This window comes from Paenibacillus bouchesdurhonensis, from assembly GCF_900155685.1.
Taxonomy (GTDB): domain Bacteria; phylum Bacillota; class Bacilli; order Paenibacillales; family Paenibacillaceae; genus Fontibacillus; species Fontibacillus bouchesdurhonensis.
Genome location: NZ_LT732548.1, coordinates 1,858,543 through 1,882,585, shown reverse-complemented (window position 1 = coordinate 1,882,585; position 24,043 = coordinate 1,858,543). Strand labels below are relative to the sequence as shown.

Here is a 24,043-nt window from a genome sequence, read left to right as displayed (position 1 = left end):
GCAATAAATATTTAGGTTAGAAGTGGTTTAGCCCCGTGCATTTTACCCTGTTCAAGCTTAATCAACTCATCTGCCAAATGGAAGAAACGGTCATCATGGGTTATAGCGATAATACATTTTCCTTCTTTCTTCATTTCAGGCAATAGGACATGATAAAAGTAGTGGCGATACTCCGGATCCTGATCGGCAGCCCATTCATCGAACAAACAAATTGGTTTATCCTCCAGATAAGTGAGCAGCAATGCCAGCCTTTTCTTTTGCCCGGTAGATAAATCCGTGGTTGTGGAAAGTCGGCCCTCCTGAATAGTTACTTTATCGCTCAATTGCAATCGGCCTAATAATTCATTGATCTTCCCCTGTTTATCCGAGCAATCGATGCCGTATAACCGTTCAAACAAGTAGAAGTCATTGAAAATTGTCGAGAAATAGCCCCCAAGCTGCTCTGAATCGACAGGTTTATTGTTTATTGTTATAATTCCGCTTGCCGGTGTGTACAAGCCGGTTATTAATTTGCCAAGCGTTGTCTTCCCACTTCCATTTCCACCAGTAATGAATGTAATTGTGCCGCGGCGGAATGTAAGTCGGAATGGACCAACTGAAAAAAGTTTTTGCCCATCCCTGCAGTATTGATATTGAACATCATGAACTGCAAGCTCAGCCATTTCCAGCTCGGAAAGCGGCTTGTAGAGAGGATCTTCAACATAATGGAGCTCGGTAATTTCGCCAGAGAGCTCCTCGATTCGTCTCCATGAGATACGTACTTGCAAAAATACGGGATAAGTATTTAAAATACTATTCACAGGCCCAGTCATGTATAAAAAGATGAATACATACGCTTGTACAGTCGAGGTTTGCAAATGTGGGAAAATATACGGGAATATAAAAGCTACTGAACCTATAACGAGAGTAAATAACAGTTCGCCTACCACATTTACATTTGCGAAGCGGACGTCGCCTTCCGTTCTTTTTAATCGATACTCATTCGAACAGCTCTCTAAATGAGCTTCGAAATCCCGATTTTTATTCTTATTCAAACGGAGCTCCTTAAAGCCTCTGAGCATATCATTAATGAGGTGAAAGTAATGAGTTTGTATATCCCTTGTTTCTTCCCAGCGCTTTTCCGCTCTGTCCCCAAATAAAAAATATACGAACGCAATAACAAAAATAACCGTAATAGAAAGCAACAGGGCATACCAATTCAGCATGCCAAGGTAAATAAAACAACACAGAAGAGTTACACAGGAAATTAACCCTGTTACTATCATATTGACTGAACTGCTTACTCTTTCCGTATCGTTGTTTAACACAGCATGCAGCCTGCCATCTTCCATTCGCTCTAATTTTTCATAAGGTGTCTTCAAAATTTTTCCGATGAGCTCCATGCGTTTATCATAAACCAGGTTATTCGTTAAAACGACTAATTGGGAGCTAATGTATCGCTGACCGCAAACGTACATAAGGATGCCTAATCCGAAATAGAAAAATAGCCCGTTAGTCAAATTATCCTCTCTGCCAAATGATTGATTAATCACGTAAATGATAAACGCATTCCCCAAGCCGCTGACAATCCCAAGCAAAAGAATCGTAACATAAGGCTTCTCCATCGTTTTAACAAACAACTGGCTGACTACATAATAGAAGAAGTAGACGATGCCGAAGGCGCCTGCTAAAAAAATGGCAGGAATCAATGTAAAAGGAGCCCAGATTTGAAGCGAGTTCCATGACAGGTCGCCCAGCAATACTTCCGGTATATAATAGAGTCCAAGCAAATAAATAAGCAAAAAGCTCAATGATAATAAGATCCGGGTACACAGAGCTCGACTAAATCCGCTCCAGTGACGTTTTTTCTTTTTGATATCAACGAAAAGTTTGCCCAGCAAACCCAACATGCAGAGAAAAAAACCGGAGAAAACAAGTATGATTATCGAAGCCAACTTATCTAATCGGCTATAAGTATCAGGTAATGGCTTGCTTGGAACCTTGTCTTGAATAATGGACATAATCCCTCGGGCAATCACTTCTGGATAATCAGAATTCATATTGCCCATTACAGCAACACCTATATTTCCATCCTTACGCATGATAATAAATGAGGAGAAATTGGGATTGCTGCCGCCATGGGCGATTTCTCCTGAGCCCAACTGATAAATGGACCAGCCAGCCGCATAAGAAGAACCATCCCCACTTGGAGGTACGCTATTATCCTTATTATGAGACAGTTCAATCAAAGATGGGTTAATTCCCGAAGGCTTTATTGCTCCAAGCTGGATTTGCATCCACTTGGCAATATCTGCAGGGGCAGAATTAATATAACCTGCCGGTATATTTCCGCGAAATCTGGGCGCATTGTATACATGCGGACTAAAAAAGCCAAGCTTATAGCCTCTAGCAAGCCCATTTTGGACTGCATCCTCATAAGTCATATAAGTGTGATCCAAGTCTAGATCGCGAATAAGGTGATTCTGCATATAAGCTTCAAAGCTCATTCCCGATATCTCCTGAACGATAAGACCTAGGATGTCGTAATTGATCGTAGCATACAAAAAATACTCTCCCGGACGGTACGTTTTGTATCCTATTAGCTCTTTTCCAACAAGCATGCGTACTGTGGCCTCTAAGGCATCGTCGTCGGTTGAGATCGGAATATCGTGAATCGTACCGGGATGAATACCTGATGTATGATAGAGGAGTTGTCGTAAATTAATTTCATAAGGCTTACCCTGGTAAGTCATATAAAACCACGGTAAATACTTATGTACAGGGTCATCCAGACTTAAATAACCTTGCTGCTCGAGGTTTAATAAAGCTAAGCCTGTAAACGCCTTTGAATTAGAGCCCAGCTCAAATATGGTTTTATTTGTTACTGGATTTTTTTTATCAAGGTCACTATATCCCAAAAATTTCTGATATAATACATTGCTATCTTCAACCACAACAACAGCCAGTCCGGGAATATTACTAGATATCCATTGCTCTTGAATATACCGATCCAGCTGTCCGTTCAACTCATCCGAAGGTGAAGCGTGAACTTCGATACTGGTAAACAGAAGGCTGCAAAGCATAATTGCAAGAAAGACATTTCTGATTCTATTATCCGTCGCCATTACACACCTTTCCTTCACCTTTATCTTATATGCTGTAATTTGAATACTAACAATAGAGAGGCCTGGTTCGGCATAGGACATAGCTTCCCCTGCCTCTCATACTTTTACTAAGTTCGCTGACTCTCAATCATCGATACTTTCAAGAATATCTTTTACTAGGTTCAGCATCCGTTCCATCTGTTCGCCATTTAGATAGACATGATCATAGGACAGATTTATGGCACGGTTTTCTCGTTCAAAAATAAACACGGCATCGAAGCCAGGTAGTTGTTGCTCGATCATTTTATCCGAAACTGCGATACTAATGTCCAGGCTTTGACTGCCCAACCGTTCTCTATTCTCTTCCATTGCCTGGACGATTCGATCAAAATCGGTCATTTTCGGAATAATAGGTTTCCATACGTTCTCTTCTTCTGCAATCGCAACAGAGACATAGTTGGATTGAACAAAGCTGCTCATTATGGCCATTAGCAGCGCCCCGATGAAGCGAACCTCGGAAATATTATATTTCCTGCATGAGTGTTCCAATGAAAGAGTCGTTTTGTCAGACAAAAATATCCCCATGTTGATTCTTGCCGGCTGTTTGTTGGCTCCTGTCAGATAATGAGGCGGAAGCGCATTGATATCCCTTCCTACTGCTTGATTCAAGTCTGTATCCAAATATTCGCTAATTAGTTTTATGGAGGTATATTTGAAATAATCCATCAACTGAACCCCCGGATAAATGGCTTCAATTCGGTTATGGAGCTGGAGCAACAGAATCGAGTTTCCACCCACATCAAAAAAACTGTCCGTGTCATCAAAGTCAGCTGTATTCAAAATGTCGACCCATATGCTTCGGATGTTCGCCTTGATTTCCTTCAGTGCTTCTCCTATTTCTGCATCTCCTGGATGAACCGCAGGGCTGTCTTGTTTAAGCAACGATAGAATAGCAACTTCATCCATTTTCCCGCTCGTCAGCATCGGTAACTGTTTAATTGGAATGACACTATCGGGAACCATATATATTGGAAGCTTTCTTTTAGCATAATCTACGACAAATTTGACGATATTAGGATCATCACCCTTGGGTACGACAGCTGCAATAATACGTTCGTTGTGTATAAAAGAATACACGGATTCTAAGGACAAGCCTTCTATGAGGCATGCTTCAATTTCTGCCAGTTCTATTCTGTAGCCCCGAACCTTCTTTTGTGTATCCTTCCGGCCGGTATATATGATATTTCCATCGTTCAAATAGTAGCCATGATCACCAGTACGGTACATCCTTTGTTTTCGTCCCGAAATAGAAACATCTACAAACTTCTGAGAGGTCATATGCTTATCTGTATAACCTGCAGCTAGGCCAACCCCTGCAATATATATTTCCCCTTCAACCCCTGGAAGACAGATCTGATTCTGGGAATTAAGAATATATATTCCTAGGTTATCTATCGCTTTACCGATTGGAACAACGGGATAAGGATCGTTAGGGGCATATTCATATATCATACATCCTACCGTTGATTCAGTAGGCCCGTATTCGTTATAGATGCGAATATCGGAGCTTGCAATAGAATCGCATACGAGCTTAGTCAGTTGCTCGCCTCCTACAATAATTGATTTAACCTTTGTGCTCTGTACAGCCATGGCGGCTACAAACTTCAAATGTGTTGGTGTCAATTTTACAATTGAAGCTTGACTCTCAAGGAAGATAGCTTTCAAACTCTGCAGTTCATTCGGGTATACATCCATCGTATTGCCGCTAAGTAAAGGAGCAAATATTGAAGTAACCGTCAAATCGACAGATGGAGATGTAAACATGGGAAAATGGATCGGGCCTTCATGAACACCATCTGGAAAGTACTGTTTGATTGCCCAATTGATATAGTTGGATACACTTTTTTGCTGTATGATGCAGCCCTTAGGCGTTCCTGTTGAACCTGAAGTGTAAATGATGTAGCAAATATCCTCTATATCTCCCTCACATATCTCAGGAATATCCCCCTCCATATTCAAGCTCAGCATTTCCTGCACCTGTATAACTGTAGAGCAGTTAACTTCAACTGGATTCTCAGTAATCACCAGATGGATATTGGAATCCTGGACTATAAACGAGATTCTATCTTCCGGTGTCCTGAGATCTATAGGAACATAGCATGCCCCCAACTTTAGAACTGCCATGATGGAAATGATAAGCTCCGGTGAATTGCCAAGGATAATCCCTACCTTTTGACCTGGGCCAATACCTTTCATACGTAAAAAAGCCGCTGCATTATTGCTGTAAGAATTCAGCTCCTTGTAACTCAATTGTTGTTCACCAAACTGAATGGCCATTCGTTCAGGGTACTTTTTGACCATGTCCAAAAACTGCTGCTGTATTGTTACTGTTCGATTGATCACTTTCCTCTCTTCGCCAACATAAGACAACGCACTTCTCTCGTTTTCGAAGAATAAATCCCATTCATTAACGGGTACAGAGACTTCATCGCCGCTTAACTTTTGCAGGATCATTTGATACCTTCCCATAAAGTTCTGAATACTTTCCGAAGCAAATAAATCCATGCAGTACTCAAACTCCAAGGTTTGCTTATTTTCGTAGGCAAATAGGGATAAATCCACCTTTGCTGCTTTGGGCTTATACAATACCTGCTTGAGACCAATCGATTCCATGTCCAGATCCATATCTGAATTATGATATGTGAACAAAATATTAAACAAAGGATTCTGATCAACTGCTCGATCTACCTGTAATCGATCGATTAAATCATCCATGGGATAATTCTGATGCTGCAGTAGCGCCATCAGTTTGGAATGCACATAACGGATCATATCTCCGCCTGTCATCTGCTCCTCGAATCGGATATATAATGGAAGTGTATTAATCATCGGGCCAACAACGCCAAGTGCATCCTTACTGGTTCTACCCGACGTAACAACACCAATAATAAAATCTTTTTGATTGCTCTGTTTACAAATTAATATGACAAGAGCAGTTAGCAAAATTACGGAAGGCGTGGTTCCATACAAGCTTGCACATTGTTTTACCAACGATTTGTCATATGCCTGAACAACAGAGCTGCCTCTGAACGTAAATTCCAACGGCCGAGGATAATCCGTCCTCAAAGGCAGGCTGCTTTCGGGAAGAGATTTCAGCTCATTCAGCCAGTATTCTTGATGCTCCACATACCGCGACTCTTTCTTCTCGGACACAACTGAATACTGGCTTGAGTCCGGCAACTCTTTGATCTCTCCTTGATATAAATCGACAAAACGCTGAAGAAGCAAGGTAAGTGATATTCCATCCGCAATAACGTGACTTACCTCAATGACCAAATACCGTGAGCCGGTATCCTTTACGGAAATCAAATGTACTTGCATGAGTGGCGCCTTCTCCAGATCAAAGCTGTTTGCCAACTCATCCAGTGTTTGTTCCAGTTCTGCATCCCGGTCTATGCTTCTTTCTTCTACCAGCAGGTGTGAATCATCATGTACGACAGCAACAACATTGTGACCCTCAACATGATAGGATGTCCGTAGAATGTCGTACTGATTCATAATCAGATTGAACACGTGCTCGACATCACTTTTCCCTAAACTCCTTACCACTTTATAAACACCGGTAATATTGTATGCCTTATTGCTATTTAATCTGGAGAGAAAATACAGCCTGCGCTGTGTGGAATTCACAACGTATCTTTTAATTTCCCCTTTCACCCCAGCATTTTCCTCCGTAGGCAAAGCGGGGGTGCAATGTTCTCTTTCCAGTGCATAAACCTGCTGCTCTATAGTGGGATAAGTGAAAATGTCATTAATATCCCATTCCGTTCCAAACAGCCCGTTGATCTCTGCAATTAAATAAATAGCCTTCAGCGAATCTCCTCCAGCAGTAAAAAAACTTTCATCTAGCCGGATAGTTTGAACGCCTAAAACAAGCTTCCATAAAGCTTGCAAAGAGATTTCAGTCTCCGATTTCCCTGTTGTTTTAATTACCTCATGAGCGCTTGCCATATCCATTTGAAGCAAAGCCTTTGTGTCTGTTTTTCCATTTGCATTAACAGGTAATTTCTCCAGGCAAATCATACGTTCAGGGATCATATAATTCACCAGTTTCAAACGAAGTTGCTCTTTTATGGCGTTGAAATTTACGGCATCATATTTAGGAACAAGAAAGGCAACCAGCACATCTTCACCATGACCATCATTTTTCACTACAACTTCAGCATCATTGATCTCTGGCAAATGCAAGAAAGCCTGTTTAATTTCATCCAGTTCGATACGAAATCCGCGCAGCTTTATCTGGCGATCCATTCTTCCGCAAAAAATAAACCCTTCCGAATCCGTATCATATACGTAATCACCTGTTCTATATACCCGTTCCTTAAGTACATGGTGAATCATAAATTTCTGATCCGTTAATTCGGGTTGATTCAAGTAGCCTTGCGCCAGAGCAACCCCGGATATGACTAACTGCCCTTTTAACCCTGAAGGCAAAACTCTGTCAAATAAGTCAATTGCATATAGCCCTACATTTGGAATAGCCTTCCCGATTGGAATCGGATCCTTCTCATAAGCATTGCATTCAAAATAGGAAACATCTACTGCCGCTTCCGTAGGACCATACAAGTTTAAAATTCTAATATGTTCATTTTGGAAAACACGATAAAAATTTTGAATTTGCAGCTCATTCAAGCTTTCCCCAGATGAGAACACATAGCGGAGATGGTTCAGATCCGTCTGTGGATGATTATTAAAAAAATAAGTAAAGGCTTGAAGCATAGAAGGGACAAAGTGAATAATGCTCACTTGATTTTCCGTTATCGCCTGATGAAGCAGCTTAGGATCGCGATGGCCCCCCTCAGGCAAAACATAAATACTGCACCCGCATAGAGGCCATAGTAGCAATTCGATTAGCGAAACATCAAACGTATAAGGAGTTTTCAAAATAAGCCTGTCAGATTCGCCAATCTTACAATGCTCTTTGATCCATATCAGCCTGTTATAGATAGACTTATGGCTGACCATTACTCCCTTCGGCTTTCCTGTCGAGCCGGAAGTATAAAGAATATAAGCCGTATCCTCACCCTTGGCAGCAATCTCAGATACATCAGGATAACTTGCCGATTCCAGCATCAGCTTTTCCGCGGTGATGACCTCAATTGCTGAATTCCTATAGCCTGTGTTGGTGATAATCACCTTGCTATTCGAATCGTCTATGATCATCCTAATTCTATCTTCCGGCAAATGGATATCAACGGGTAAATACACTGCCCCCGATTTAAGTATGGCATGAACCACCAACAGCATTTCCATCGATCGCTCCATCATAACGATCACAGGAGGATGATCCGTCGTATAGACATTCGCTCTTAAATAATTTGCAATCTGATTAACTTTTTGGGAGAACCATCGGTAACTGTAATTCCCTTCAGCGTCTACGACTGCAAGATGCGTCTCATCACGATCGAATCGATCCGTATCCAGATAAAGCAGTGTTTTATCTAATAAATTTTCGTAGGCCATATGTTTCTGTGAAATTTCGCTAGTTAACAGAATATCCTTTATTCGCTGCTCTTGATGATCTATAATTTGACGGAATACTAACGGAACCATCTTCCGTAGAGCCGATATTTCCTTATTGGTATAGCTAGCAGATTGCCATAGCAGCCGATATGCTATTTCAGAATGGCTTCTCCGTACTACCTGCAGAATTAGGTCAGACGGGCTCTGATAGAAATAATAGTTGTCATCCGGCCGAGTCAGCGCCACTGGAAAATGGGATTCTATGTCTGTAAACATGGTTTCGTCGGTAACAGTCACTACACTTTGCAGCCGCAGAGCCTCCTCCCTGCACAAGGGTACATCATCAACATCAATTTGATGATTCTCCTGGCTGGGTATAATCGCGATCGTCTGCTCCATGGCATTTGAGATTTTATGTTGCCCGTCACAAGAAAAGAAGAAAGGCACAACATTCGTAAAGCTGCCGATGGGCTGATTATCTATAGTTTTATAATTATGGCTCATCCCAAGTAGAACCGTTTGTTGTTCAGTTAATGTTTGCTGAATCGTACCCCAAGCACAAAGAAAGATTTGAGACAGCTCATTCATAGAGCCCGAGAAGCTCAGACACTCCCAGTCCGATGTTTTATTTCCCTCAGATGGCCGGCCTATTCTCGGCTGTACCAAGGAAGGGAATACGGTTTCATAAACTTCTTGAAAAGCTCTCCGCCCTCTCTCCACTTGATATGAATATCCAAAAAAATACTTCTGATACAGTTCTTCGTTATTGCTTCTCTCTATCAAATTTGCGGAGAAATAATAGTTAAGAAATCTTTTTAGAATATCCAGTACACTTATTAAATCGAACAACGCCTGGTGCCAAACAAAATATAAAACATTGTCATTTGGATCAACTATCATTCTCCAGGTAATGCCATCTAACTCTTCGGGTATCTCCTTTGCAGATTGAATTGATTCAACCTTCGATTCAGATGAAGAGAATAAAATCACCTGAACCATTTTATCCGGGTTTTCATCATAAATCATCGACTGCAATACATCATAATCCTGCACCGTATTCTCCAGTGCAGCACAGACTTGTTGAAGGTCAACAGGGAAGTAGCAGTTTATTTGTATTCTGCCAAATTTCCCTCGATGATCCTCACCAGCCAGAAGCCGCTTTTGAGCTCCTGTCAGCCATTGGATCCTTTTAATATGTGTCTTGTCTAATTTTGCATTCATAGCTTTGTTCCCCGCTGTTGGCTACCTTTTATGGAAATATACCCTTGTTTCACCAATTTCATTATGGCTCTCTTTACAACATCACCATTTTTCTGGCCATACTGTGTGATCAGTTCATCCATCTGAATCTCTGATCCCACCGTAGAGATCGAGTGCAATAAGTTCCATGCTGCATTCGTTTCAAGGAGCGCTTCCTCCTCTTGATAGTGATTCACATAACGCAGCCTTCCTTCAGCTACTGCCAAACCTTCAGCTGTGATGTTCAAATAGGTATCCTCGTCTATAATTTCACTGACATAGCCCTTAAAATCCTGAAAATAATGGGGCTCCAAAAAAGACATCATGCCTGATTGTTTAGTACCATCCTCAGCCTTTTGCATGGAGCTTAATTCCTCCCAAAGGGCATCATACTGCTGGACAATATGCTTCCACTGGTATAAAGAAAGCGCACGTTCCCTTGACTTTTCGCCCATACGTTGCTTTAGCTCCGGATTGTCAATCAAAAGCTGAATACGGCTCTCATAATAGTCTAGATCGAGTGCGACGGATTGTGCAGCCAACAAATGATGAAATGCAAGGCGATGTTCAGGGTCACAGGGCAAAAGTCCTGCTGTTTGTATGTCAGTATCGCATTGCATCCAGAGGGTAGGGACTTTGAAGCCTGTTTCATTTTCAAGGACAGTATCTTTATAACCATCAAAATCCGATACAACCTGAGGAATTCCACAAGCCATCGCCTCGATTGGCGTCAATCCAAACGTTTCCTGCAAATTGTCTACAGGAGATGTGAACACATCTGCTGCACTGTAAATTACATTCCGGTTAATCACGCTGTATTCCTGCATAAATTGAACATGCTCGCTTATTCCCAGTTCCTGTACATACTCCTTTAATGAAGGAACATGAGGATTGGCAGCTCTATCATGACCGGCCAAAATAAGAAGCAGATCCTCATTCTTCTCTAGAAGCCGCCGAAACACAATAAGAAGCGGATACAGATCCGCCTTATCAAAGGCAGATAAACGGCCAAGCCATAAAATCACAAATTTATTCTGAGGAATATTCAACTGCTGCCTGGCCTCTATTTGATCCATGGGTTTGAAGTGATTCGTATCTACACCCAAAGGAATCACATCAAGCCGGCCATTATAGGACAGCTTGACTTGCTTCTTTTCTAGCAAATCCAAACTCATCCGCTCTAAAATGTTTTGCACCACTTTTTTAACGCTCGTTGATGTGCAAATCAAGGAATCATAGCGCTGCACAGGCGCCAACATCTGCATTAAATAAAAGCTCTGAAGGTACTCCGGATAACTGGCGCCATGAATTGTATAAGTTATTGGAGGAGAATTAAGCATGCAACGATCCCTGTAATTGAATAGCGGCAAGAAATCCATGCTTATACTATGTAAAATGTCTGCAGATGTCTTTTCACCTTTCCAAATAGCGTCATACTCCGATACCATGTTTATTTTTTTGTCTTCTCTGGGTACAGCACGCAGTTTGCGCCGAATGGCCATCTCTTGGAATTGGCCCGGTTCATAAAGACATAGGAATTCTTCAGCTTTGCTGAAACTTAAAATGGACTTATACGCTTCATCCACGGCTATATCAAAACCATATACTGCATTCATCCCCATTACGGCACGAAACGCATTGCCCATTAGTGCAATTTTGTTGACCATATTCCAGCCGTCCTTCCATCTTTAATTTCTTAATTATGAAGTACCCCCGCTTCCATCAGCACATGATCCATAACCTTATTAACTTGGTCTGTACTGTACCCCTTGCCCTTTAACAACAAGGCCATTTTCTCAGTCAATTGCTTTACTAGGCTGTCTGCATAGAACGCCGATGCTGCCATCTCTTGCAAGCCGGATATTTCCCGATAGAGTTGCATTGCATTCGACGTGTCTACAGGTTGAACTAATGCTGGCGTACTTGCCGCCGTACACAGACACAGCCGAATTAGCTCAGAATAATGATGATGGGTAAAAGCTTCTTGTTTTTCCAATATTTTGAACAAAACACTACGATCCTCGGCAATATCCAGGCTGTAAGCCTTGCTTTTTCGTTTATCGCTATTTATTATATTTTTCATAACCACTCCTGGACCTGCATCCACAATCGTATCCACAAAATGACTTTCAAAATAGCTTACAATGCTCTCCCATTGAACGGTTTGGGTCAACAGCCTCTTTAGGAGATCGGTCACTCCCTGCCGGTTGGCATATTCTTTGGCTGTCACATTCGATATAACAGGTATTCGTGGCTGTCCCAATGGGATTTCATCCAGAAATTCCTTTAATGCCTTACTAGCATCCTCCATCGCCGGTGAATGAAATGCACCTATGGTATTCAAACGCTTAATTCGAGCACCTCTACCCTCAAAATATTTTTCTGCTGATTCGATTTCCTGTAGGCCTCCCGAAAGGACGAGCTGTGTTCTGGAATTGACAGCTGCGACCGAAAGCAGCCTGGAGTTGATTTGCTCGCAATAGCTTTTTACTAGCTCCGAATTATACTCATAGATAGAGGTCATCACACCAGGGTGCCTTCGGCAGCCTTCCTCCATCAGCTGCCCGCGTTTATCAGAGATACGCAAACCGTCGGTGTATGTGTAGACCCCGGAAGCCGCAAGAGCAGTTATTTCGCCTAAACTATGCCCTGCCATATAAGATGGAGCACAATTGTATTTTGCTTCAAAATACTTATAAGCGGCATAGCCTGTAATATAAATAGCAGGCTGTATATCGAGTGGATTGGTTAAAAAATTACTTCTATCTCCAAAGATAGATTCATAGATATTTCTCCCCAGAACTTCATTGGCTTCGTCATAGTATTTTTTCAAGGAAGGCATATCTTGTAAAATAAATTCACCCATTCGATAGACTTGTGACCCTTGCCCTGGAAACACAAATGCAATCATCTGTATTTACCTCATTTCAACTCTTTTAATTTTTTTTCTATCATGGCCACAATTTCATCTATGGACTGAAACAATTGAAAATTAAGTTCCCTGTCGTCAAAACTTACATCAAACTCATCTTCAATCAGCACAATTATTTTTACAAAGGTCAGGGAATTAATCTCCAGAGAGCCTAATCCGAATTCATGAAGCGCTCCTACGTTGCCCTCTTTTACGATGTTGTTCTCCTGAAGAACTTTTATTAATCTTTCTTTGATAGAATCCATTTGAATATCCTCCTTACTATGATTCATTAATTAACTTCACGATCAGCTCAAGAAATTTATCCATCATACTTTTAATCTGCTCATCCGTATATACATGCCGATTATAGCGGCTGGTAAAATGTAGTGTTCCATCCCGTACCTCAACATAAATTCGGTGAGAAACATTCAGATTGCTGCTCTCATCTTTTCCAAGCACTTTAACTTCATGTTCAAATTGCTTCTCTGGATAGTTTAAAAAAACCAGCGTTTTTCTATCTACCGCTTGCTGGAGCACATGAACAGGTACTTCAGCAAGTTCAGCAATGTCATATACCGTAACGTTTTCATGATCCATTAACTGCAACAGCTTCAAGCTGATTTTTTGAACATACTGTCTACCCTTTTCGGTTTGATCCTTCTGAACCGCAAGCGGCAGTATATTCGTGTATAAGCCTACGGAATCGGAAATATGCCGGATCGTATTATTTCTTCCTGATGTCACCACACCGATAATGACATCGTCCCTATTCTCATGATACTGATGCAGTAAGGCCCAGGCCGCCTGAAGTACTGCAAACATCGAAACTCTTAATGAACTCGTGTACCTTTGCAGTTGCGTAAATTGCACTGGCTCCAATTCCTCAGTATAGACCTGTTCCTCATACGAATTGATTGATCCCTCTTCACTGCTTTCCTCTGTTCCTCTGTAATCGGCAAGCTCCTGAAGCCAGAATTTTTGCTGAGCCTGCTGGTCTTCACGCCAAACCATTTGAGCATATTCGATATAGCTGTCATCTGTTGCATCCTGCATAGGCAAGCTCTGCATTCCTCTCTCATAGTTTGTTATGATCTGATTGAACAAGTTGTTAGAGCTCCAGCCGTCAAACAAGGAATTTAAATAAAATAAACAAAGATCGTACCGCTGGCTGCCGTGCTTTATTAAAATAAAATCAATTTTTGAAATTTGATCATTAAAGCCACGATTCTTTATTTCCTCTTTCACCTTCTGTAATGCGACCGCTCGCTCCTCTTCCAAAAGTGCAGAGAAATCCAAATATCGAAAATTGCAACTTTCAATATAATAAGTTACTTGAACGGGGTGTGAGAGCCTTCTCCACCTGCACTCGCTCCTCAAGACCGGATTGCGTTTTACAACTGCCGTGCAAGCTCTATTTAATAAGTCTGGATCGATATCTGCCTCAAAATAAAAAATCTCATAGGATACGTCGTCCCCGTTACGCCGACCATTAATATTTTGTGCATTCATTAAATATTGCATCGGGGTTACCGGAGTAACAAACTGAATCTCGTTACTATCCCATAACTCCTCCAGCTTATCCCGATCTTTTACCGGGAAATTAAAGGATCGTTCATCCTGGTAAATCAATGCAGCCAAAAGCCGCTCACGCAGTTGCGCATGATCTAAAGAGAAAATTTCGGTTCCGCATGAAATACATCGTCTCTCCGCAAGAATTCGTAAATTGTCAAGGATGGTCAAGGCCAGCTCCGCAATATCTTCATCCGTATGTACGGTAGAGATGTAGCAGGTACCGCCCTCCCAAATAAAGATATTGCGGTATAGCATCATGTAATATAAAAATCTCATCAACGTAGGATCAGAGGATTGAAAAATAAATTGCGAGCCACCTACACTGATATGCAAATCTATCCCATTCGTATCGAAGATGTTATTCAAAAAATCAGCCATCGTCTTTGTTTTATGATTCAATCTTTTCTGAAGCCGTCCATTATCCCTTAGCAGATAATTCAATACTGCCTTGGCAGCCTTCATGCTCAATGGATGATGACAGAAAGTTCCTCCGGTCTGGATTACTGAACGGAAAGGAGCAGCCCCCTCATCGGTGTTCCATACCCCGCCGTCTACGGCCGCCATATATTTCGCTTTTCCCCCGAAAATTCCAATTGGCAGGCCACCTCCAATTACTTTACCGTATGCAACCAAATCGGCCTCGACGCCGTAATACTCCTGGGCTCCCCCTAACGCCAGACGGAAGCCTGTAATCACTTCATCAAACACGAACAGGATCTGATGCTCACTGGTAACAGCCCGCAGCCTTCTGAGAAATTCCTGGGGTTGAAGATCGGGATTTCTACTTTGTATGGGTTCAATAAGAACCGCCGCGATGCGGTCGGCATTCCCCGCTATATAATCAAATACACCGTCCGCCCCATACTCAAAAACTTTGACATGCTGTACCATGGACTCCAATGTTCCCAAACTAAGTGGAGCAGCATCAATGCCGGAGCCGGCTACATAAACACCATCAAATGTGCCATGGTATGAATTTTTGAAAATGACAACTTCATTTTTTTCGGTAACCGCCCGTGCAATTCTGAGCAAATTCATAATCGCCTCAGTACCGGAGTTGCAGTAAGCCAGCCGCTCCACTCCAGTCGCCTTTCTGATCAGTGCAGATACCTCAGCAGCATCGCGGGTCATTGAGCCTAGAATCAAACTGCTGTCTATTTCCCGGCTGATTACTTCGTGAATCAATGGATGATTGTAGCCGAACAAATTCACGCCAAATCCCATGCAGAAATCAATGAAAACATTGCCATCCATATCCGTCATGCTGGTTCCTTGTGCCTTCTCGGCGAACACAGGAATCACCATATCTTGCCATGTCCTGCTGTATCCTTGACTAAACCTTCCATTCGCCCATAATTCCTTATTCACTCGTAAAAATTGTTTGGAGGCTTTGAATTTTTCATTAAAAACAACAACCAGCTCATTAAGATAGGATTGCTGTTCTTCCGTCAGCTCTGTATTTCTCTTGACGAGAAACCGGGTTGAATATGAATCGTCTCCCTGTTTAGGCTTAAACGAGCTTGTATGCTGTAGCGGTTCGATCGTCGGCAAAGCCTTAACCTTCTCTACAGCAGTTCCCTCAATTCGGGATAAAGATCTGATCTGCTCCTGAATAATGTCCAACTGTCTGTTGAACAGATTAACCACCGATTGATCGTTAACTGCAGCCGCAGGGGGATGGATGGCAGCGGATTGAATTTCTTCAGGCACTTCTGCTTCTATGAACAAGTCCTTTCCTGTATGACCGATATACTCAGACACCTTCTCGATCGTGTGCAATTCCTTAAAAAAATCATCAAGAGGGATGTCCACTTTATATAAATCTAGAATTTCTCTCTTTAGTTGAACTATTGTGATAGAATCGAAACCAAACTCAAAAAAATCCTTTTCGACAGGAACTGAATCCACCGGTAAATCAAAGATCTCGGACACGATCCTCTGAACTGTATTTTGAATGTGCGCTGAATCCATTTTTTTTCGTTCCTTTACATGGTTATCCTTGGACTGCTTCAGCAGTTCCTTCCCATTTGCCCGATCATTCAACCATACGCTCTTTCTTTCGAATGCGTAGACGGGCAAAGACATTACTCCTGATCCCTCTTTGTCGCTGTACCATTTGACAAGCTGCTGTGAGACGTAATTCTCGGCCAATTCCAGCAGTTCAGGATCCAATTTTTGATTATGCTCAAGATCTCCTCTGACCGGGTCTGGGTAAATGAGCTTTTCTCCCACATTCCCATGTTCCAAATCTTCACAACACTGCTGCAGCCTATTCAGCAGTTCACTTCGAGACTGGAACAATATAGCAACTCGAACATGGTAATGATTTCGCCGCATCTGTGCTGTGTAACAAAAATCGTTTAATGAGAAGTCTGTGTCCTTTTTCAAAAAAGCAATATATTGTTTTACAAGCACCAATAAGGAGAAATTTGTTTTTGCTGATAACGGAAGTAAATAGGCTTTGCCCTCTTCTTTCCAAGCGGTAACCCTGTTTACCGGGTACTCCTGCAGCAGCAAATGGCAATTTGTCCCGCTCAACCCAAAAGAACTGACCGCACATACCTTTGGATCAGAAGGCGAATCGTGCCATTCCTCCGTGGAATTAATGACATAAAACGGTGAGTCCATAAAGTCGAATTTGGTTGTAGGAATTGTAAAATTCGTATTGGAATACCATTTTTTATTTTTAAAGCTGGCCAGACATTTTAATACCCCTACCATGCCTGCAGCCGAATCCGTATGCCCAAACACGGTCTTCGTTGACCCAATAGCACAAAATTGCTTTTTTTGCGTATAACCAAGGAATGCATCCTGGAGTGCGCTTAGTTCAATCGGATCCCCCAATTCTGTCCCTGTGCCATGGGCCTCTACATAGCCGATACTTTCCGGATGTATGCCCGCCTTCTTCCATGTATCCCGTATGACTTCAGTTTGTGCACTCCTGTTCGGTGCAGTAAGACCAAGGGACTTGCCGTCGTTGTTCACATGAATTCCTTTGATCACGGCATAAATGCAATCCTTGTCTCTCAGAGCGTCCTTCATCGGTTTTAATACGATGGCAGCCACACATTCTCCAATGCCCGTACCATCCGTATCATCACTGAAAGTTCTCGCCCGGAATGTGGATGAGATGATATCCGGAAGAACTTCGTCCTCTTCCATAACGGAAGGGAGCAGCAAATTCAGCGCACCGACCAAGGCAATATCACATTGCTTGCTCTGAATACTAAGACAAGCTTCATTTAATGCCACCAAAGAAGAGGAGCAAGCTGTATCAATCATCATTGCAGGGCCATGAAAATCCATTAAGTAGGAAATTCTGCTGGCAATAACGGATTGTATGTTGCCAGGCCCCGCCATCAACTGATCCTCTGGAAACTGTTCCCTGACACACTCAAAATACGGATGGGGTTGAGGACACCCCACGAAAACACCTGTTTTTGATCCCAGCAGCATCTGTTCTGTCAGTCCTGCATCCTCAAATGCACTCCAGGCAGTTTCCAGAAACAATCTTTGATATGGATCCATGAGCTGGGCTTCTTTTCTTGTCATCTTAAAGAAAGGAAAATCAAACTTATCAATATCTTCCAAATAGGCACCCGGAACATATTGATAGAATTTATCCTCTTCTAGAAAAGGGCTCATTAATTTTTTACGCGCCTCTGAGGGCTCGTTTATTTGATCTTTTCCCGATCTCAATACGTCATCCAATTCATCAAAATTACTGGCACCAGGCAGCTTAAAATCAACGCCGACAATGGCAATATCGACATTCTCTTCATGAACAGTTGTTCCATTCTTTTGCAGCATTCTATCAATAGCATTCTGTAATCCAGCCATACGTTACCAACTTTCCTTGTTAATTAACATCGGTAACCCTGTTGTGTTCTTTCTTTAGCTGTTACCTTCATGATTTTCAAGCTGATTCAGGAAATCATCCATTTCCCATTTCGACATTCCGCTGAGATGTTGATCCGCATGCTGCAATTGAATATCGTGGATGGGTACCGATTGGTTGTCGCAGATCAGCTCCATTACACATTGAAAATCCTTCATCATTCCCCGGATATCCTGTTGTTCAAATAATTCAATATTGTAGGTGATCGAAAAGCGAGTCCCATTCTCTGCATCCGCAATTTCGAAATGTAAATCAAATAAGCTTGTAACACCTAAATCGTCTATTCCGCATAGCTTTGCACCGCTCAAGTGAAGTTCATGGTTGCTTATCATGGAAGTATTTTGGAGAACAAGCATGACATCAAACAACGGATTTCGATCTACACTTCTAGCAATATTTAATAATTGAATCAGTTTGTCGAATGGATACATTTGATTCGAAAATGCCCCCAGCGTTGTATCCGTAACATTTTGAATACATTCATGAATCGTCATTTTATGAAGATTCTTCGTACGCAGGACAACTGTATTGGCATAGTAACCAATTTGATCTTCCAATAACTCCAGGTTTCGGCCTGCAACCGGCGAACCTACACATAGATCAGTTGCTCCACTGTATTTATAAAGCAGTATATTTAATGCAGTGAGGTAGAACATATACATTGTTATCTTCTTTTCTTGACAAAAGGATTCGATCTTCTGCATTTGTTCTGGCGAATAAATGACAGAAATTCGTTCTCCGGAAAATTTCCTGGCTCCATTTCTCGGCATAGCAATCGTTAAATCCAGAGGTATATTTTCTGGGAGCAGCTGGCGTTTCCAATACTCCTCTACCGCAGATATAGAAGAATCCGCCAGTATTTTTCTTTGCCATTCAGCGTAATCCTTATATTGAATGCCTAAAGGCACTAGTGGATTTTCTTTGTTGTGGTAGAACGCATTGTATATCGTAATAAAATCATTAAGAAACACCTTGGAGGACCAGCCATCATGAATAATGTGATGAATGTTAAAATACAATAGTGTCTGTTCGCCGTTGTAGAACACAATCACGCGGAAAAGCGATCCATTCTCCAAATCAAATGGAGTGTTAATGTCTTGTGCGATGATGGACTCTGCGTCATCAGCCGATACTCCTTGGTACTGTTGAATCGGCACTGAGAGTTGTGATGTATCTTGAATGATTTGATAGAGTTCTCCTTCCCTTTGCATGAAAACGGTTCGAAGAGACTCATGTCGCTCCATCAATGCATGGATAGCCTTCATAAGGATTTCATGCTTTACTTCTCCCTGAAGCGTGAGCTTAAATGGAGAATTATATGCCGTGTTAGCCTTATCGACACGACTCATAATCCACATTTGCTTTTGTGCGTCTGAAGCATAGTACAGATCTTGGGGAGCCACTGGCTGCAAAGGCACAACATCCCATGGAGTCCTAGCGGCACTACTATCCTTCTTCGCTTGTATAAATCCAGCTAACTCATGTGCCGAAGGATTATTGTATACGTCTTCAAAATTTAGAGCTATCTCAAACTGTGTTCTCATTCTCACTAAAAGTTGATTAGCCATCAGGGAGTGTCCCCCTAAATCGAAAAAGCTGTCCGTCACGTCAATGTTCTCGGATTTCAAGACCTCAGCAAAAATAAGCATAATTTGCCGCTCCAGGCTCATTTGAGTAGTTACGTAGTTGGATAATTCCGCTATCGTTGGAAAATCAAATATATCCTCAAAATCCAAATCTACGCCAGCGAACTGCTGAAGCTCATTAATAACCTGCGTAGCTTTTAAAGAATCTCCGCCAATATCAAAAAAGTCATCCTCTAGGCTCGTTATTTTCCTATCAAATATTTCCTCCCAAATTCCAACAATTTTCTTCTCAATTACATTCAGTTTATTTAAAAATTCCTGATCATCGGCAGTTAGTTCCGTTCCTTTTGCGCTTTTTTCAATCCAAGGAGTTTCTCTGATCCATAGACGATTCTTCTCAAAAGAATATCCCGGCAATTCCACACGATGATATTTTTTGTCTTTATACCAAGCGTTCCAATCAAATCTTTCAAATAACAAATAGATATTCGCTAGATAATGCTGGAATGCCCGACTTTCCTCATGCTCCAGTTGTATGAGAGTAAGACCTTTCCCGTTATGAGCTGTGATGGTCTCCGAAATTTCTTCCGGATAGGACATAGATATAAAAGCATACTCCTCCGGGCTGAACCTATTCAACAATTGGCTAACCCGACTCTCTATATTTGCGAATGCTTCCTTTTTATATTGCTGGCTAAGAAGCAATCCTTCCCGCAAGGAAATTTTCTGTTGAAGTACTTGAGCTACGATTTTACCGATTCCTTCGCATAAAAATTGGTCTGGCTGAACACCATGCTCCTGAAGGAGATGATACATGGCATACTCGAATGCGAAACACCATCCGTAACCTGTTAGTTCTTCTGCTGCTTCCGTACATGCTTCTACATAAGTACGGAAGGTATATGACTGTTTACAAGCGGCCATAACCTGGCTCTCTGTAAAAGCATAATCCGAGAAAATATAAATGAGCTTCCTCTTGTTTTTATTCAAGTCTGAGGGTGAAAAGGAGCCCTCCAGTCTTTCTATCAATGAATTCCTAAATTCCTCGAGGCTGCTTATTATAAAAGCTACTCGATACTGGTAATGCATCCGGCCTGTATTTTGAGTAAATGCGATATGGCCCAATTGCTTGTCATCTGCTGTGTCGAGAAATTTCAAATATTTATTTAAAGTGTTCTCAAGACCCGAGGGCGTGGCTGAAGATATGGTTATAATATGGCTCTGTTCAAGATCGATACTTTCTATGAAAGGCAATTCGGGCGCCTCTTCCAGAACGACATGACAATTTGTACCGCTTGCTCCAAGCGACGTTACTCCAGCAATTCTCGGTTGAGATGAGCCAACCTGCCAAGGTCGGCCTTCCGTCTCTACATATACGGCTGAATTGGAGAAATCGATCATTGAATTTAATTCATCCACATGAATCGTTGGATAGAGATACTTATGCCGTAAAGAGAGAGCTGCTTTTACTAATCCTGCCAGCCCCGCAACACCATATCCATGTCCAATATTGGATTTAACCGTTGAAAGAGAGCAAAAGCCTTTCTTCTCTGTATACTCTCGAAATGCTGCTGTAAGACCTTCAACCTCAAGTGAATCCCCCAATTTTGTACCGGAACCGTGTGCCTCAATATACCCCATATTTATTGGATCAATATTGGCTTTTTCCCACGCTTGTTTCAACACATTGGCCTGGGAAATACTGTCTGGCGCTGAGGGGCTAGAGGATCTGTTCGCATTGTTATTAACTGCTGTGCTTTTTATGACCGCTGAAATATGATCCCCATCCTCTAGCGCCTTTCCAAGGGGCTTCAAAATGATGCAGCAAACCATTTCTCCGCAAGACATGCCGTCCGCCTGTTCTGAAAAAGCTCTGGATTTTCCATCCGAGGACCAGATGCTGTATTCCATTTCTTTATCTGCATAAGGCATAAAGTTCAGGTTGCTTCCTCCAACAAAGGCATAATCGCATTCGCCCATAATTAACTCATTGCAGGCTAAATGTACTGCCACTAATGAAGAGGAACATGCTGTATCCACAACTAGAGCATTACCGGTAAGATTAAATTGTCTCGCAATTCTTGCAGCAGCGAAGGCGGGAGAATTACCTGCAATCATAGTGTCGTCAAAGGAATCCGACAGCTTATAATATTCAGGATTTACATCGGAAAGAAACACAGCAGCATTCATTCCGTCAAAATAATCTGCGCTATAACCGGAATTTTCAATTGCTTCGTAGACAACCTCCAGCAACAACCGCTGGTTAGGATCCATATTGACCGCTTCTGCGTAGGAAATATTAAAAAACTTATAGTCAAATTTATCGACGTCTTTCAGCGCCCCTAAATTTCTCAGTGGTCTACTAGCATCCAGCGTAGTATCTTTGATTCTCTCTTCGGATAGAGGCCGTACAGCATCTTCCTTGTTGTATATATTCTCCATAAGCTCGGATATGTTCTCCGCATCAGCACATCGCAGGGCCATACCGACAATTGCAATATCCTTCTCCATTTATCCGCTCACCACACTAAATTTGATCTTTGATTCCTTTTCATACAAGTATCCATTGCTCCAAATGTAATTCACCTTCCCCCACTCCGCCGCAGAGCATATATCCGGGAAAAAGCCTTTGCCATTGTAATTTGCGCTAGTATTGCATAAGATCGGAAAGCCGCTCAATTTCTCAAATTCCTCCAACAACTTGTAAAATACCGGATTCTCGCTTTCATTCATCGTCTGTAATCTTGCTGAACCATCCAGATGCATAACTGCCGGAAGCTTGTCACGCCATTCCTCCTTAATGACATGATCAAATAACATATACGGTGTTGGAGTACCAGGCGAGAAAAACTGCTGAGCTCTCTCTTCTATGCAAATGGGTGAAACCGGCCGGTAATCCTCTCTATCCTTGATTTGATTCAAAAGCTCCTTCATATCAGGATGGAAAGGAGCAGCAACAATACTTCGGTTGCCCAACGCGCGAGGCCCCAATTCTGCCCGTTCCTTTAAAACAACAACCGGTTCATTAGTTTCATATATTAGGTCAGCGAGCTGCTTGACCGAGAACTCCTTTTTAACCCATCCATGGGGTGGCATATTTTCGATAACTTCATTCCCGCTATATACATTCCACTCAATATGGCGATGAGAGGAGTGGTGATATAGTGCGCAACAAGCTGCTCCGATGGCAGAACCCGAATCATTTGGAAACGGGGCGACATATACTGCATTAAACAGGCCGCTATTGCGTAAAGCTGAATTCCATTTAATGTTTAATCCGCAGCCTCCAGCCACGCACAGATTGCGGCAGCCCCGGTCAAATCTTTCAATTTTCTTCCTTAATTTCTGAAGAATCATATTTTCCAGGTAGAAATGAAATGAGCATAAAATATCTTCATCCGAGATATCCCGACCCTCAATGCTCTTCTTAAATTCATTAGCGAATACATTAGCAAACCCCATTGGATAGCTGTAGCATTGGCGATATATCTTATCAAATATAGGATGCAGCTCTTCGCGGTTTGTCCCTTTCGCAATATACGCCATCACTTTTCCAGCAACCGATAAATTGTCTTTTGCAAATTTTCCATTAACCTTGTAAGGTCCAAAATGCTGTGCAAAAATCGTATATATGTTGCCGATAAGTAAAAAAATAGGGCCCATATTTTCTATTTTTCCGCTAGTATCAACATAATATAGTCTTGGATACATCCCCCCGTCCCAGACCAGTACGTAGCTGTCTCGCCCTTCCTTGGCAAACGGGCTGGTAAAATAAGTGCTTAGAATATGTGTGGCAACATGCAGGTAGCTCGTATATTCCCTGCTTTGGCCGCCAAGACGAAGTCCCTCCATTTGCCACATTCTCAGCACATCCGTCTTTAGATCGGGTTCTTCATATTGTCCGACGCCAAGCTTATATTGTTCCCCCTTATGAGTTGCAGCGAGCCAATTGAACTCTTTTCCGATTTCAAGCCGAGGCTGAACAGCCAGTGCATCCGCATCGCTCCCCCCCCAACCGTCAATAGCAAAATGATCAATATCATCAATGGAATAACCATGGGAATTCAATATCACCGTAATGGTCTCCGTATCCGAAATTTCCTGAAATCTTGGATTGTTATCCGTTTTTTCCATTTCAACGCAAAATATTAGTTTATTATCCTCTAAAAGAGCTACTGCTCCGTCATGGGTAAGCTTTATTCCACAAGTAATCACTGAATTTCTCCTT

At 42.0% G+C, this 24,043-nt stretch carries 8 protein-coding genes; all 8 read right to left on the bottom strand.

All coding sequences use genetic code 11. The annotated features are described in order from the left end of the window. Nucleotides 1-11: 11 nt before the first annotated feature. A complete protein-coding gene (locus CZ379_RS12800; RefSeq protein WP_199925595.1) occupies nucleotides 12-3,104 on the bottom strand; it encodes a cyclic peptide export ABC transporter in 3,093 nt (1,030 codons plus the stop codon). Between the two features lie 123 nt (nucleotides 3,105-3,227). Next, nucleotides 3,228-9,827 (bottom strand): non-ribosomal peptide synthetase, encoded by a 6,600-nt coding sequence (locus tag CZ379_RS12795; protein WP_110931973.1) that lies wholly within the window; start codon nucleotides 9,825-9,827, stop codon nucleotides 3,228-3,230. Continuing rightward, nucleotides 9,824-11,512, bottom strand: coding sequence for a glycosyltransferase family 4 protein (locus CZ379_RS12790; RefSeq protein WP_110931972.1), 1,689 nt, complete (start codon nucleotides 11,510-11,512; stop codon nucleotides 9,824-9,826). Before CZ379_RS12790 ends, CZ379_RS12795 begins: the two co-directional genes overlap by 4 nt. Before the next feature lie 29 nt (nucleotides 11,513-11,541). After that, nucleotides 11,542-12,756: an ACP S-malonyltransferase gene (locus CZ379_RS12785; protein ID WP_110931971.1), complete on the bottom strand. Its 1,215-nt coding sequence runs from the start codon at nucleotides 12,754-12,756 to the stop codon at nucleotides 11,542-11,544. An 11-nt stretch (nucleotides 12,757-12,767) separates the two neighbouring features. Further along, the gene (locus tag CZ379_RS12780) at nucleotides 12,768-13,022 is read right to left on the bottom strand and encodes a phosphopantetheine-binding protein (protein WP_199925594.1); all 255 of its coding nucleotides are present in this window, start codon (nucleotides 13,020-13,022) and stop codon (nucleotides 12,768-12,770) included. 16 nt (nucleotides 13,023-13,038) lie between these two features. Then, complete coding sequence (locus CZ379_RS12775) at nucleotides 13,039-18,171, bottom strand: aminotransferase class III-fold pyridoxal phosphate-dependent enzyme (protein WP_110931969.1); 5,133 nt, start codon at nucleotides 18,169-18,171, stop codon at nucleotides 13,039-13,041. Nucleotides 18,172-18,225: 54 nt separating this feature from the next. Next, nucleotides 18,226-22,326, bottom strand: a complete 4,101-nt coding sequence (locus CZ379_RS12770; RefSeq protein WP_110931968.1) for a condensation domain-containing protein — start codon at nucleotides 22,324-22,326, stop codon at nucleotides 18,226-18,228. After that, nucleotides 22,327-24,030: a carbamoyltransferase N-terminal domain-containing protein gene (locus CZ379_RS12765; protein WP_110931967.1), complete on the bottom strand. Its 1,704-nt coding sequence runs from the start codon at nucleotides 24,028-24,030 to the stop codon at nucleotides 22,327-22,329. Between the last annotated feature and the right edge of the window lie 13 nt (nucleotides 24,031-24,043).